This window comes from Pseudomonas sp. LRF_L74 (assembly GCF_965644255.1).
Classification (GTDB): domain Bacteria; phylum Pseudomonadota; class Gammaproteobacteria; order Pseudomonadales; family Pseudomonadaceae; genus Aquipseudomonas.
In genome coordinates this window covers 370,933-384,625 of record NZ_CBFFRH010000003.1, presented here as the reverse complement: position 1 = coordinate 384,625, position 13,693 = coordinate 370,933, and the positions used below count along the sequence as shown (strand labels likewise).

The 13,693-nt window shown below is 64.8% G+C and carries 11 protein-coding genes; 6 read left to right on the top strand and 5 right to left on the bottom strand.

What is annotated here, in order from left to right:
- Positions 1-2: 2 nt before the first annotated feature.
- From ACSZPK_RS10400 to arfB, 4 genes are all read left to right on the top strand, one after another.
- Complete coding sequence (locus ACSZPK_RS10400; RefSeq protein ID WP_437881574.1) at positions 3-2,159, top strand: FUSC family protein; 2,157 nt, start codon at positions 3-5, stop codon at positions 2,157-2,159.
- Complete coding sequence (locus tag ACSZPK_RS10395; RefSeq protein ID WP_437881373.1) at positions 2,149-2,349, top strand: DUF1656 domain-containing protein; 201 nt, start codon at positions 2,149-2,151, stop codon at positions 2,347-2,349. Before ACSZPK_RS10400 ends, ACSZPK_RS10395 begins: the two co-directional genes overlap by 11 nt.
- 34 nt (positions 2,350-2,383) lie before the next feature.
- Positions 2,384-3,217, top strand: a complete 834-nt coding sequence (locus tag ACSZPK_RS10390; protein WP_437881573.1) for an efflux RND transporter periplasmic adaptor subunit — start codon at positions 2,384-2,386, stop codon at positions 3,215-3,217.
- An 82-nt stretch (positions 3,218-3,299) separates the two neighbouring features.
- On the top strand, positions 3,300-3,713 hold the full coding sequence (gene arfB / locus ACSZPK_RS10385) for an alternative ribosome rescue aminoacyl-tRNA hydrolase ArfB (protein WP_437881372.1): 414 nt from the start codon (positions 3,300-3,302) through the stop codon (positions 3,711-3,713).
- 42 nt (positions 3,714-3,755) lie between these two features.
- Here the strand turns inward: arfB and aroA are convergent, their stop codons facing one another.
- A complete protein-coding gene (gene aroA, locus ACSZPK_RS10380; RefSeq protein WP_437881371.1) occupies positions 3,756-5,048 on the bottom strand; it encodes a 3-phosphoshikimate 1-carboxyvinyltransferase in 1,293 nt (430 codons plus the stop codon).
- Between the two features lie 240 nt (positions 5,049-5,288).
- On the opposite strand from aroA, the gene ACSZPK_RS10375 reads away from it, so the two are divergent.
- Complete coding sequence (locus ACSZPK_RS10375) at positions 5,289-6,464, top strand: sugar transporter (protein WP_437881370.1); 1,176 nt, start codon at positions 5,289-5,291, stop codon at positions 6,462-6,464.
- Positions 6,465-6,740: 276 nt separating this feature from the next.
- Here the strand turns inward: ACSZPK_RS10375 and ACSZPK_RS10370 are convergent, their stop codons facing one another.
- From ACSZPK_RS10370 to ACSZPK_RS10355, 4 genes are all read right to left on the bottom strand, one after another.
- Positions 6,741-7,073, bottom strand: coding sequence for a YegP family protein (locus ACSZPK_RS10370; protein ID WP_437881369.1), 333 nt, complete (start codon positions 7,071-7,073; stop codon positions 6,741-6,743).
- A gap of 337 nt (positions 7,074-7,410) precedes the next feature.
- Complete coding sequence (locus ACSZPK_RS10365) at positions 7,411-8,433, bottom strand: AraC family transcriptional regulator ligand-binding domain-containing protein (protein WP_437881368.1); 1,023 nt, start codon at positions 8,431-8,433, stop codon at positions 7,411-7,413.
- Positions 8,430-9,344 carry a GGDEF domain-containing protein gene (locus ACSZPK_RS10360; RefSeq protein ID WP_437881367.1) on the bottom strand — a complete coding sequence of 305 codons (915 nt, stop codon included), beginning with the start codon at positions 9,342-9,344 and terminating at the stop codon, positions 8,430-8,432. Before ACSZPK_RS10360 ends, ACSZPK_RS10365 begins: the two co-directional genes overlap by 4 nt.
- A 65-nt stretch (positions 9,345-9,409) precedes the next feature.
- Positions 9,410-10,801, bottom strand: coding sequence for a metallophosphoesterase (locus tag ACSZPK_RS10355; protein ID WP_437881366.1), 1,392 nt, complete (start codon positions 10,799-10,801; stop codon positions 9,410-9,412).
- Positions 10,802-11,203: 402 nt separating this feature from the next.
- Between ACSZPK_RS10355 and ACSZPK_RS10350 the strand changes: the two genes are divergently transcribed.
- Positions 11,204-13,681: a TonB-dependent receptor gene (locus ACSZPK_RS10350; RefSeq protein WP_437881365.1), complete on the top strand. Its 2,478-nt coding sequence runs from the start codon at positions 11,204-11,206 to the stop codon at positions 13,679-13,681.
- The last annotated feature ends 12 nt before the right edge of the window (positions 13,682-13,693 follow it).

The window sequence follows — 13,693 nt, the reverse complement described above, 5'->3', positions numbered from 1 at the left end:
ACATGAGGCAGGCCTGGAGCCACTGGTTGCAGAGTGACGGCATCATCTGGGTGTTCATTGGCAAGGCCTTGCTCACGGCTTTCATCGCCATGTGGCTGGCCTATCGCCTGGAGCTGCCGCAGCCGACCACGGTGCTGGCCACTGTGTTCATCGTCATGCAGCCGCAAAGTGGGCAGGTGCTGGCCAAGAGTTTCTATCGCCTGATCGGTACCTTCGTCGGCCTCAGCGTCATGGTGGCGCTCATTGCCCTGTTCAATCAGGAGCGCGTGCTGTTCCTGCTGTGCGTGGCGATCTGGATCGGCCTGTGCACGGCAGGCGCCGCGCGTTATCGCGACTTCCGTGGTTATGCCTGCCTGCTCGCCGGCTACACGGCGGTGATGATCGGCCTGCCGGCGACCCAGCATCCGGAAGGTGCGTTCATGCAGGCGATCTGGCGGGTACTGGAAATCAGCCTGGGCATTCTCTGTACGGGAGCGATCAGTGCGCTGGTGCTGCCGCAGACCGCCAGCCGTGACCTGGGCAACGCGTTGCACGGGCGTTTCCGGGAGTTCGCCGGTTTCGCCTGCGATGGCCTGGCCGGCCGCCTCGATGCCAGTCGCTTCGATACACTCAACGCGCGTTTCGCCGCCGCCGCGGTAGGCCTGGAGAACCTGCGCAGCGCATCCACCTTCGAAGATCCGCACATGCGCATGCGCAGCGGGCGCCTGGGCCGCTTGAACAACGAGTTCATGGTCCTTTCGACGCGTTTTCATGCGCTCTATCAGTTGCTGCGGCGGCTCGATGTGGCGACTTCGCGCGATGCCCAGCGGGTCCTGGAGGCTCTGGCTCCCTGCCTGGCCGAGATCAGCGCGGTCCTGGCCAGCCAGCGGGAGCGGCAGGGTAGCGAAGCGGATGCGGTGCTGCTGGCCGAGCGCCTGGCCGACTGCAAGCTGGCGTTGATGCAACTGAGCCGCGATGGTCGCCGGCAACTGGCGGTCGGGCAGGTCGACGAACAGGGCGCGCTGGATTTCGATACCGCCGCCGAGCTGCTCTATCGCTTTGCCGACGACTTGCACAACTATGCGCAGACCCATGCCTCGCTGCTGGACAACCAGCACGCCCGTGAAGACTGGCGCGAGAATTTCCGCCCGCGTGCCAACGCATTGGCGGCGGCGGTGGCAGGCATGCGTACCAGCTTGCTGATCCTCGGCCTGAGTACCTTCTGGATCGCCACCGCCTGGCCCAGCGGCGAAACCTTCGTCATGACTGTCGGCATGCTGTCGGCGCTGGTTTCGACATCCGCCAACCCCAAGCGCCAGGCCCTGCACCTGACCCTGGGTGCGACCCTTGGCGCCGTGTGCGGTTTCACCCTGACCTTCTATGTGTTGCCGAACCTGGATGGTTTCCCCTTGCTTTTCTGTGCCTTGGCTCCGGTGTTCGCGCTCGGCGCCTGGTGGCTCTCGCGACCCGCCTGGAACGGCTATGGCCTGGGCCTGCTGCTGTGGTTCTGCATGTTGTCGCTGCCGGCCAACCTGACGCTCTACAATCCTTCGCGAATGATCAACGAGTACCTGGCGATGTTGCTGTCCATGGTCCTGGCGACCCTGGCCGCGGCACTGATCCTGCCGCCCAACCGCCCCTGGCTGTGGCGGCGCCTGGAGCAGGAATTGCGCCTGTGCGTGGTCCGCACGGTCGGTGGCCGGGTCAAGGGCCTGGTCAGCGAGTTCGAGAGTGGCACCCGTGACCTGTTGAGCCAGGCCCATGCCTTTTCCGTGGGCAGGCCGGACGTGCAGCGTCATCTGCTGCGCTGGATGTTCACCGTGCAGGAGATCGGCCATGCGGTGATCGAGCTACGCCTGGAGCAGGAGCGCCTGCCACGGCTGCGCTGCTATGGCGAGAACACGGCCTGGCGCCGTTCGATCCGGGCCATGGGCCGTGCCCTGGTGCGCCTGTTCATCCAGCCGGGCGAGGCCAACCTGCAGCGTGCGCAGCAAGCCGTGGAGCAGGCCATCGAAGCAGTCAAGTCCACTGCCGAACCCTTCGCCCCGCAGTTCGAGACCTCGCCGTTGCGCCGTTTGCAGAGTTACCTGCACTTCATCCGCACCGCGCTGCTCGATCCGCAATCGCCACTGGCCTCGGCCAAGGCCGCGCCGCTTCATGGAGTCGCTCATGCCGCGTGAAATCGAATGGCACGGCCTGTACATGCCGAGCCTGACTGCGCTGTTCCTGCTGGTGCTGGTGGCCGGCTGGGGGCTGGACCGGCTGCTCGCCCAGATCGGTTTCTATCGGCATGCCTGGCACCCGGTGTTGTTGCGCGTGAGCCTGTTCACTTGTCTGTACAGCGCCGTGGCGCTGCTCATCTACCGCTGAGGTCCTGTTCGTGAAACGAGTCATCCAGGTCTTCATGACCTTGCTCATCTTCGGCCTGGCCATCTTCCTGGTGCGCCTGTTGTGGCTGCATTACATGGACGGCGCCTGGACCCGTGACGGCCGGGTGCGAGCCGACGTGATCAATATCGCGCCGGATGTCGCCGGCCTGGTGGTCGAGGTGCCGGTCCGTGACAACGGTTGGGTCAAGGCCGGCGACGTGCTGCTGCGCATCGACCCCGAGCATTACCGTTTCGCCCTGCAACAGGCCGAGGCCGAAGTGGCGTCGCGCAAGGCCGCGTTGCAGCAGCGCAAGGTCAATGCGGATCGCCGGGCGGACATGGACGAGCTGGTGATCTCGCGCGAGAACCGTGAAGACGCGGCGCACCTGGCCGACCAGGCGCTGGCCGATTACCAGGCGGCCGTGGCCCGGCGCGACGCGGCGCGGCTGGACCTGTCGCGAACCGAGGTGCGGGCGCCGGTGGACGGCTACGTAACCAACCTCAATGTCTATCGCGGCGATTACATCAAGGTCGGCGAAGCCAGCATGGCGCTGGTCGATGGCCAGTCCTTCTACGTCAATGGCTACTTCGAGGAAACCCGGATTCCACGGGTGGCGGTCGGCGCCAAGGTGGAAATGCGCCTGATGAGTGGCGAGGTGCTGCGTGGCTATGTGGACAGTGTGGCGCGTGGTATCTATGACCGTGACAACCCGCAGAGCCGCGAGATGACCGCCGATGTCAACCCGACCTTCAACTGGGTACGCCTGGCCCAGCGCGTGCCGGTGCGCATTCACCTCGACGAGGTGCCGGAGGGCCTGTTGCTGGCAGCCGGGATGACCTGCACCGTGGTCGTGGAAGAGCGCCGTTGAGTTGCAGGCTTCAAGCGGCGGGGGGAGGGCAACGCGCGCTTTTGACTTGAAGCTGGCGGCTTGAGGCCTGAAACTGCTCGCCATGCTTATCATCTCGAACTCGATTCACCTGGCTGACGATGAAGTCGAACTGACCGCCATCCGCGCCCAGGGCGCCGGCGGGCAGAACGTCAACAAGGTGTCCAGCGCCGTGCACCTGCGCTTCGACAGCCAGGCGTCGTCGTTGCCGCCGTTCTACAAGGCACGTTTGCTGGAGCTGCGCGACGGCCGCATCACGGCCGATGGCGTGGTGATCATCAAGGCCCAGCAATACCGCACCCAGGAACAGAACCGTGCCGATGCGCTGGAGCGCCTGGCCGAATTGATCCGTGCCGCCGGCAAGACGGAAAAGGCCCGGCGCGCGACCAAGCCAACCTTCGGTTCCAAGCAGCGGCGCCTGGAGGGCAAGAGCAAGCGTGGGGCGATCAAGGCCGGGCGGGGCAGGGTGGATTACTAGCGGCGGCAAGCTGCAAGTTGGCAACTTGCCGCTTGAAGCTGCTCAGGCCGACCGGACCACCGAGGCGAACACCTCGAAGTAGGTCGGGAAGGTCTTGGCCGTGCACTTCGGATCGTTTATCCGCACCGGCACACCGGCGAAGGTGGCCAGGGAGAAGCACATGGCCATGCGATGGTCGTCGTAGGTATCGATGGCTGCATTGGCGTTGAGCTGCTTCACCGGCGTGACCTTCAACCAATCCTCGCCTTCCTCGACGATGGCGCCGAGCTTGCGCAGTTCGGTGGCCATGGCGGCGATGCGGTCGGTTTCCTTGACCCGCCAACTGGCGATGTTGCTCAGGCGCGAGGGGCCGTCGCAGAACAGGGCCAGCACGGCCAGGGTCATGGCCGCATCGGGGATGTGGTTGAAGTCGCGGTCGAAAGCCTTGAGTGGCAGGCCGCCAGGCAGCGAGGTCTCGATCCAGTTCTCGCCGTAGGTGACGCTGACGCCGATGGCCTGCAGGGCTTCGGCGAAGGCCACGTCGCCCTGGATGCTGTTGGCACCCACGCCATGCACGCGCAGCGGGCCACCACCCAGGGCACCGGCGGCGAGGAAATACGAGGCGGACGAGGCATCGCCCTCGACGAACAGCGTGCCGGGACTGGCATAGCGGGCGGCCGGGACGCTGAAACGATCCTCGCCCTCGGCGCTGACCTGCACGCCGAACTGGGCCATCAGCTTCAGGGTGATCTCTATATAGGGTTTGGAAATCAGCTCGCTGACCAGTTGGATCGAGGTTTGCCGGCCGGTCATCGGCAGGGCCATCAGCAGGGCGGTGAGGAACTGGCTGGAGACGTCGCCACGGATACGGATGGCTTCGTCGGTGGCGATTCTTGCCGGCTTGATCAGCAGCGGTGGGAAACCTTCCTCGCCCAGGTAGGTGATGTCCGCGCCGGCCTGGCGCAGGGCGTCGACCAGGTCGCCGATGGGCCGCTCGTGCATGCGCGGTACGCCGTGCAGTCTATAGGTGCCGCCATTGAACGCGAGGGCCGCGGTCAGCGGGCGGAAGGCCGTGCCGGCGTTGCCGAGGAACAGGTCGGCTTCCAGTGCCGGGAAGTGGCCGCCGGTGCCGACGATGCGATAGTCCTGTTCGGCGGTTTTCTCGACCTTCACCCCAAGGCTGTCCAGCGCTTCGAGCATGCGCTCGGTATCGTCGGAGTGCAGCAGACCGCGAATGTCGGTGACGCCTTCGCTGAGGGCGGCGAGCAGCAGGGTGCGGTTGGAAATGCTTTTCGAACCGGGCAGGTTCACCGATCCACGGGCGCTGATGGACGGCGGCAAGTCGAGATAGTGCATCGTTTTCCTTCGGATCAAGGGCGTGCGAGGGCGACGATGATACTCCAGTTTCGGCTTTCGCCACGCAGCCTGCCCGCATGGTTGTTGGGCGGGTGGGCGCGGCGTAGAATTCGCGCCCATTACCCCGCGCCGCATTCCTATAACTATTCATTGCCCAGCGCTTCGTCCTGCGTCTTGCCGCCTGGGCGATCTCGTCATGGGCGCGTGGGATCACCGGATAGCCAAGGTACGTGGATCATTATGCAAACCTCCGAGCAGCCCCGTTCAGGGAGCTGGCTGAGCGTCATCGCCCTGGCACTGGCGGCGTTCATCTTCAATACCACCGAGTTCGTGCCGGTGGCCCTGTTGAGCGATATCGGCGGCAGCTTCGACATGCCGCCCTCGCAGACCGGCCTGATGCTGACCATCTACGCCTGGGTGGTGACCCTGGCTTCGCTGCCGATCATGCAGTTGACCCGCAACATCGAGCGACGGCGCTTGCTGACCCTGGTTTTCCTGCTGTTCATCGTCAGCCATGTGATCTCCGGGATCGCCACCAGCTTCGCCATGTTGATGCTCAGTCGCCTCGGCATCGCCCTGGCGCACGCCGCGTTCTGGTCGATCACCGCGTCGCTGGCGGTGCGGGTGGCGCCAGCGGGCAAGCAGACCCAGGCACTGGCGCTGCTCGCCACCGGCACGGTGATGGCCATGGTGCTGGGCATTCCTCTGGGCCGCCTGGTCGGTGAGTCGCTGGGCTGGCGCACTACGTTCCTGTCGATTGCCGGGCTGGCCAGCCTGACCCTGGCTTGCCTGATGCGCACGTTGCCGTTGCTGCCCAGCCAGAATTCCGGTTCGCTGCGCAGCCTGCCGATGCTGTTCAAGCGCCCGGCCCTGGTGGTCTGCTATGTGCTGACCGCCACGCTGATCACCGCGCACTTCACCGCTTACAGCTACATCGAACCCTTTGCCTTGAGCGTCGCGCAGTTGAGTGGCGAGAAGGTCACCTTGCTGCTGTTGCTGTTCGGCGGTGCCGGCATGCTTGGCTCGGCGCTGTTCAGTCGCTACAGCACGCGCTTTGCGAGTGGCTTCGTGGCGGTCGCCATCGCCGGCCTGGTGGCGTGCCTGCTGCTACTGCTGCCCGCCGCTGGCAGGGACTGGCACATGGGCCTGCTCAGCCTGGCCTGGGGCATCGCGATCATGGGCTTCGGCCTGGCGATGCAATCCAGGGTGTTGAACCTGGCTGCCGATGCCACTGACGTGGCGATGGCGATGTTCTCCGGAATCTATAACGTCGGTATCGGCGGCGGTGCATTGCTCGGCAGTGTGGTCAGTGCGCAGATGGGGGTGAGCCAGGTCGGCCTCGTCGGAGGGGCGTTGGCGTTATGTGGATTAGCCTTGTATGGCTTCAGTGAGGCCAAGGCGCGCCGATCCGGCTGAGGCCGCAGGACTGCCAGGGTCTACGACCATGGTGCAATGGTCCACCCTGTACCAAAGAACGAGAATTCGTTCGTCCGTCTCCTGCGATTCGGATTACTTATTACATTCCTCCTCCGGAATGAATGATGGCGACCCGTTAAGACTGGTCGCCTTTTTTTTGGCCAAAACGTATCGATGTCGTGAACGACAACGCCGGTTTGCAGATGTGTTCGCTCGCACGAACATCATCCATCGAACCGGCGTTTTTCGTTTCCCGTGATTCCGTGAGCCAAAGGCTCAGGTATTGTCTTTGACTGTCTTGCTCGAGCCGTTGTTTTTCACCGAGGTGATGCCCGTTTCCCGCGATTGCGCAGTGGCATACAACTGGCTGGTTCCGATGATCTGATGGTTCGCTGCCTTCAGGTTGAAATAGAACTTGCCATTGGACGACTCAAGCTTTTGGTAACGCTCGTCCTGGGCGTTGTTTGACTGAACCGATGCAATGCCGTTTTCCGCACTTTTCTTGGTCGTGTACAGCTCGCTGGTGAGAATGGTCTCACCGTTGCCTGCCTTGAGGACAAATCTGAACTGACCGTCGCTGCTTTTACTCAACTCGAACCAACCGGCCATACGGGCCTCCTTAGGGGTGAAGCGCAATGCAACTACGTTGTGGGGACGTTCCTGCAGAGCCCAGTATGCACAAAGATCAGGTCATTTCCAGCTTGCCAGGGCCAGGGGCTACTGACGTTTTGCTGCACCATTTGCCTATCGGGCAGGCAGCCTGGAGGCAGGAGCGGACGCCAGCTCTACCCTCAATCGTCATTCCCGCGAAGGCGGGAACCCAGAAGCGCTTTTTTATTTGGGTTCCCGCCTTCGCGGGAATGACGGCTAAACACACCGCGTAATAATGGTCATCGCACGAACGTCCGCTCCTGCCTCGATGCAGCCATTCGCCTGGCCTGCCGCCTCAAAGGCCGAGCAGGCTGCCCAGTTCGCTCGGCACCCGGCCGGTCCAGCGCTTGAACGAGCGGCGGAAGTTGGGAATGTCGCTGAAGCCCAGCTTGAGGGCGACATCCTCGTTGCTGCAGCCACGGACCTGATAGAGGTACAGGGCCAGGTCGCGGCGGGTGTTGTCCAGGCATTCCTGGAAGCTGGTGCCGTGCTTGCTCAGCCTGCGTTTGAAAGAGGCGGGGCTGGTGCCGAAGGCGGCGGCGACGCGTTCGAGATTGAGCGGTTGCTGGATGTGCTCGCTCAGGTAGTCGTGCAGGCCATCGAGAAAGCTCGCCCGCCAGCCCCAGGTCGCCAATTGCTCGTTGCAGGCCTGGCGCGCGACCAGGCCGCCGGTCGAGGCGAGCCCTGGCCAACTGCGTGACAGGTACTCGCGTGGCAGGCTCATGACCGTCGAGGGGCGGTTGAAACTCAGGTCGTCGCCCAGGTGGACCCAATACTGCTCGACGTACGCCGGTTCGGCGCTGGCGAACTGGAAGCGCCACGGCAGGCGTTCGCCTTGTTGCCGGCGGCCGAGAGAGACCACGGCGGTCATGTGGCTTTCCAGCAGGAACGTCTTCGACTCGCCGCCGCCACAGCTGTCGCGCCAGTACAGGTGCAGGTACTTGTCGTCGAGGTGCGGCACCGGCGTCATCAGCGGTGAGAGCAGGGCGCGGTATTCACTGATCTGCTCGATGGCGTGCAGCAGATTGTCAGCCTGTTCCAGCACATGGCTGGAGGCGCCGTAATGGCCGGGCCACAGGCGTTGGCCGAAGAGGAAGCTGGTGTCCGGCGCGGCGAGCAGGCGGCGGGCGTTGTCGATCAGGCGCAGGAACTGCCTGGGGCTGATCAGCGTCCGGCCGGTGATGATGTCGTTGTAGAACAGCTCGCAGCCACGCAGCAGGTGGTGGGTGTCGATCTGCCGCGAGCGGGCCAGGTCGATCAGCAGCGCCGGCAGATGATGCGCGGCGATGAACCGCGTGTCGCACTCGTAGCCGTTCATGCGCTGCGTGCCAGGCGGGGTTTGGCCTGGGCCAGGGCCAGGTTGAGGCGTTTGAGCAGCTGCGCCTGGTCTTCGTCCAGGGCCATCACCGCCGCCACCGTCGCTTGCAGGTGCAGGCGCTCGCCGTGGCGCTGGCTGCGGTGGGCGATGCTGGCCAGGCTCTGGCGCATGTCGCGGGCCATTTCCCAGGCCTGGCTTTCGCCGGTGTTGGGCAGTACCGCGACGAAGCGGTCGCCGGCCAGGCGGCAGAGCATGTCCTGCTGGCGCAGGTTGAACAGCAGCAGTTGCGCCATGACCTGCAGCACCTGGTCGCCTTCGTCCTGGCCGTAGCGCTGGTTGATCTGGCTGAAGTCGTCGAGGTCGATGGCCACCAGCGACAAGGGCTGGTTGGCGCTGCGCGCCTGATCCAGGGCCTGTTGCAGATGCCGACGCAGGTACTGGGCGCCGGACAGCGGGGTGAGGTTGTCGAACAGGCGATGGTCGCGCAGCAGTTGCTCGCGCTTGCTCATCTGCTGGCTGATCGCCTGCTGTTCGCGGTGCAGGTGGTACATGCCGAGGGTCATCAGCAGCATGCCGACCGGCATCGGCGCGGTTTCCAGCCAGTTGTCCCAGATCGCTTCGGGGTTCAGGCGGATGAACTCGTCGAGGGTGTCCATCCACATCGAGAAGGCGGTGCAGCACAGGCCCAGCGACAGCAGGCGGGTGACCCGCCCGGTTGGCCGCGCCCGCAGCAGCATCACCAGCCAGCCGATGAGGATCAGGCAGGTGCCGCCTTCGCCGGCCACGTCCGTCCAGTTGATCTCGGCCCAGGTCTTGATCGTACCGGCCGCCAGGTAGATCTGCAGGCCGGCGTTGGCGACGAGAAACAGGCCGACCAGGGTCAGGCTGTGCATCTTCAGCAGGGACTTCACGGCGAATCTCCGGGCATGGAACGGGCCTGCCGAGCATGCCCGTGGCACATCACAGAACGATGACATCACTTGTCCCGCGCGGTGCAGGGCAGGCCATCCGGCCCGCTGCCTTGGTGGCACAGGCGTTCGCCCGGCACGGCGAGCTTGGGGATGTGCAGGTAGCGCTTGCCGCTGGCGTCGCGCTGGATGTCGAAGGCGTCGTACAGGCGCTCGTCGGCGCTGTAGGCGCGAACCTGCAGACGATCCTGTTCCACGGTGATGGTCTGGTACAACTGGGTATCTTCGGCGACGCGGTCGGTCTGGTGCGGCGCGCGTTCGTTGAGGCCGTACATCTTCGAGCCCGTGACCGAGACCAGGTACACCGGGCCGATGGGGTGGTGCGCCTGGCGCGCCTTGGCGCTGGCTTCGCGCCCGGCGTCTTCGCTGATGCGGCTGTAGCAGTGGTCGTGGCCCTGCAGCACCAGATCGACACGGTAGCGCTCGAACAGTGGCTGCCAGGCGGCCTTGAGCGTTTCGGCGTCGGTGGGTCGGGCGCAACTGTAGATCGGCTGGTGCATGACCACGATGTTCCAGCGTGCCTGGCTGCTGCTCAGGGTGTGTTCCAGCCATTCGGTCTGCGCGTTCAGCGTACCGAGATCGAGGGCCGATGTGCCGTCGAGCACGCTGAAGCGCACGCCCTGGTAATCGACGAAGTAGCTGGTATCGGCCACCTCGGCGGCGCCGTTGCGTGGCAGGGCGAACTGAGCCGGGAAGTGTGGGCCGAGGCGACGGCTCTCACGGCCGTCGGGCAGCAGGGTGTCGAGGTATTCGTGGTTACCGCTGGCAGTCAGTTGCGGGATGCTGGCGTAGGCATAGCCACCGGCCTGGTTCCATTCGCCCCATTCATCGTCATGGGCCAGCTTTTCGCCCTGGGCCACCAGGTCGCCGGCATGCACCACCAGCGCCGGGTGGGCGACGCTGCGCAGGGCCTGGCGCACGGTGCGCGAGGCGATGGAGAGGATGTCGTTCTGCACGTCGCCCAGGTAGATGAAGGTGAACGGGGCGAACCGCGCCTGGGCGGTACGGAACTGATGCCATTCGCTCCAGCCAGCGCTGCCTTTCACCCGATAGACGTAGGGCGTGTCCGGCTTGAGGTCGTCGATGCGCACCTGATGGTAGAGCGCGGGGCCGTTCTCGCTATGCAACTGGCGGCTGCTGCCGCTCAGTTGCCGAGCATGGGCGCCGAGGCTGGGGCCGGCCAGGGCGGGTTCGATTTCCAGCAGCGTTTCAGCCTGTTGCAGATCGGTGCGGAAGGTCACCGCCATCGTGGTTGCCGAATTGGCGCCGGGGGTGAGCACGATACGGTCGGCCAGCACGCCGGCGGCGTAGGGCGCGCCAGGCGAGTGCTGGAGCGTCGGCTGGGCGTGGACAGACAGTGTGGCGGCGATCAGGGTGGCGAGAAGCAGAGGGCGCAGCATAGGGATTCCTTGGTCGGGCGAACGGCGTGATGGCGCCAAGGAAACAGCCGCAGATGACGGTTGGGTTACCGGCGGGGGGTCGATTCGGCTCAGGGCAAATGCTCTGTTGAGGGGGAGTTTTTCAGGGTGGCTTCAGCTTGCCCTGGGCGTCCCCGGGCCCTGCGTGGGAATGCATCCCAGGCGCGCGGCGCCACTGGCGGCATAGCTGCGCGGAGCGTGGCAACGATCGACACCTGGATAAGGAGGTCATTCCAGCTCAAAACCATCGCTAAACCACACGAAAACGCCGCTGCCGCGGCCTCCGCGCCGCCACCTGTCATTCAAGTGCCACAAAGGATTCCTAACGTCCGCAGCCATTCCCGGGACCGCCGGGACCAATCAAGCGAGGGAATCGAGGTGGCCATGCCTTTTCGTCAAATCCGTAATGCGGGATTCCGCGTCAGCCTGCTGACCATCGCCGTGGCCGCCGCGCCGGCCTGGGCGGAGGAGGAGCCGCTGGAACTGGAGCGCGTCGAAGTGATCGGCCAGGCTGCCAGCGTCGACAGTGCCCTGCGCGAGCAGCAGAGCGCGGACAGCATCAAGAGCGTGGTGCATGCCGATGGCGTCGGCCAGTTGCCGGACGATAACGCCGCCGAGGCGTTGCAGCGCATTCCCGGCCTGTCGGTGGAGCGCGACCAGGGCGAAGGCCGCTTCGTCAGCGTGCGCGGTATCGCCCCGGACCTGAACAGCGTGACCATCAACGGCACCCTGGTGCCGGCACCGGAAGGCGAACGCCGCGCCGTGGCCCTGGACGTGCTGCCGGCCGAACTGGTGCAGTCGCTGTCGGTGGTCAAGACCCTGACCCCGGACATGGACGCCAACTCCCTTGGCGGCACCATCGAAGTGGAAAGCCTGTCGGCCTTCGACCACGACGGCCTGTTCTACACCTTCACCGGTGAAGGCAACCACGACACCAACGTCGACAAGAACAGCCCGAAATTCTCCGGCGCGATCAGCGACCGCTTCAGCCTCGGCGGCGGCACCGACAACTTTGGCGTGGCCGCGGCGTTCAGCTGGCAGAAGCGCAAGTTCGGTTCGGACAACGTGGAAACCGGCGGCGCCTGGGATTTCAGCGACGGCGCGCGGCTGGAAGAGGTCGAGCAGCGCGACTACGAGATCACCCGCGAGCGCACGGGCTTCGGCCTGAACTTCGACTACCAGCCGGACGACCTGTCCAGCTACTACCTGCGCACCCTCTACAGCAAGTTCAAGGACACCGAGACGCGCAACGCCGCCGGCCTGGAGTTCGAAGACCCGCAGTTGTCCGGCGAGCGTGGCGATGCCGAGGGCTGGCGCGACCTGAAGTCCCGCGAGGACACCCAGGAAATCCAGTCCTACGTGTTCGGCGGCGAGCGCTTTATCGAGCAGTGGACCGTCAGCGGCCAGGTCGGCTACAGCCAGTCCACCGAGAAAGACCCGGGCGGCATCGCCGGGGCCGAGTTCGTCGGCGATTTCAGCGACGTCGGTTTCGATGGCAACAGCAAGCCGCGTGTCGCCGTCGGCTCGTCGTTCTACAACCCGTCCTCGTTCACCCTCGACGAAGTGGAGTGGGAGAAGGTCAGCGGCAAGGACCAGGAAAAGAACATCCGCCTCGACTTCGCCCGCGATTACGAGCTGAGCGGCAACGCCAGCCAGGTCAAGTTCGGCGGCAAGCTCAGCCGCCGCGACAAGACCAGCGACACCGAGACCTGGGTCTACGACGACTTCAGCGGCATCACCCTCGATGGCTACCAGAGCGGCAACGTCGACTACGCCCTGGGCAGCTATGGCAACGGCATCAGTGCCAGCGCGATCAAGAGCCTGATCGGCGGCCTCGACGCCTCGGCCTACTACGACGAAGAGGCCTCGCGGATCAACGACTTCGACATGCGCGAAGACATCAACGCCGCCTACCTGATGAACACCCTGGACGTGAACGACTGGCGATTCATCGCCGGCCTGCGCTACGAGGGCACCGAGTTCGAAGCCAAGGGCACCGGCCTGCGCGATGGCGTGTACGAGAGCACCCACAGCAAGAACCGCTACGACCACTGGCTGCCCGGCCTGCATGCGCGTTATCAACTGACCCCGGATACCCAGGTCCGCGCCGCCTGGACCAACACCGTGGTGCGCCCGACCTTCGGCCAACTGGCGCCGGGCTTCGCCATCGATGGCGACGAGGCGTCGTTCGGCAACCCCGACCTGAAGCCGCTGGAGTCGATGAACGTCGACCTCGGCATCGAGCACTACATGGGCCGCGCCGGCGTGCTGTCGGGCTTCGTGTTCTACAAGGACATCGACAACTTCGTCTACAACACCGACCTGGCCGGCAGCGGCGAGTGGGCGGCGTTCTCCGAGGCGCTGACCTATGCCAATGGCAGCAGCGCCAAACTCTACGGCCTGGAGCTGGCCTATTCGCAGAAATTCGAGTGGCTGCCGGCGCCGTGGAACGGCGTGCTGGTCGGCGCCAACCTGACCCTGAGCAAGTCCGACGCGACGATCGCGGGGCAGGGCCTGAAGCGCTCCATCGACATGCCCAACCAGTCCGACACCGTGGGTAACTTCATGGTCGGTTGGGAGAACGAGCGTTTCAACATGCGCCTGGCGGCCAACTACAAGTCGAGCTACCTGGTCGAGGTCGCCGCCATCGACGACGAGGCTCACGACCTGTATGCCGATGACCAGTTGTTCGTCGACTTCAAGGCCGGCTACTTCCTCACCCCGGACCTGCAACTCACCTTCGAGGCGCAGAACATCACCGACGAAACCTATTACGTCTACACCGGCCGCAGTGGCTACAACGCCCAGTACGAGGAGTACGGCCCGACCTACAAGCTGGGGCTGACCCTGACCCACTTCTGATTGCCCATCGCA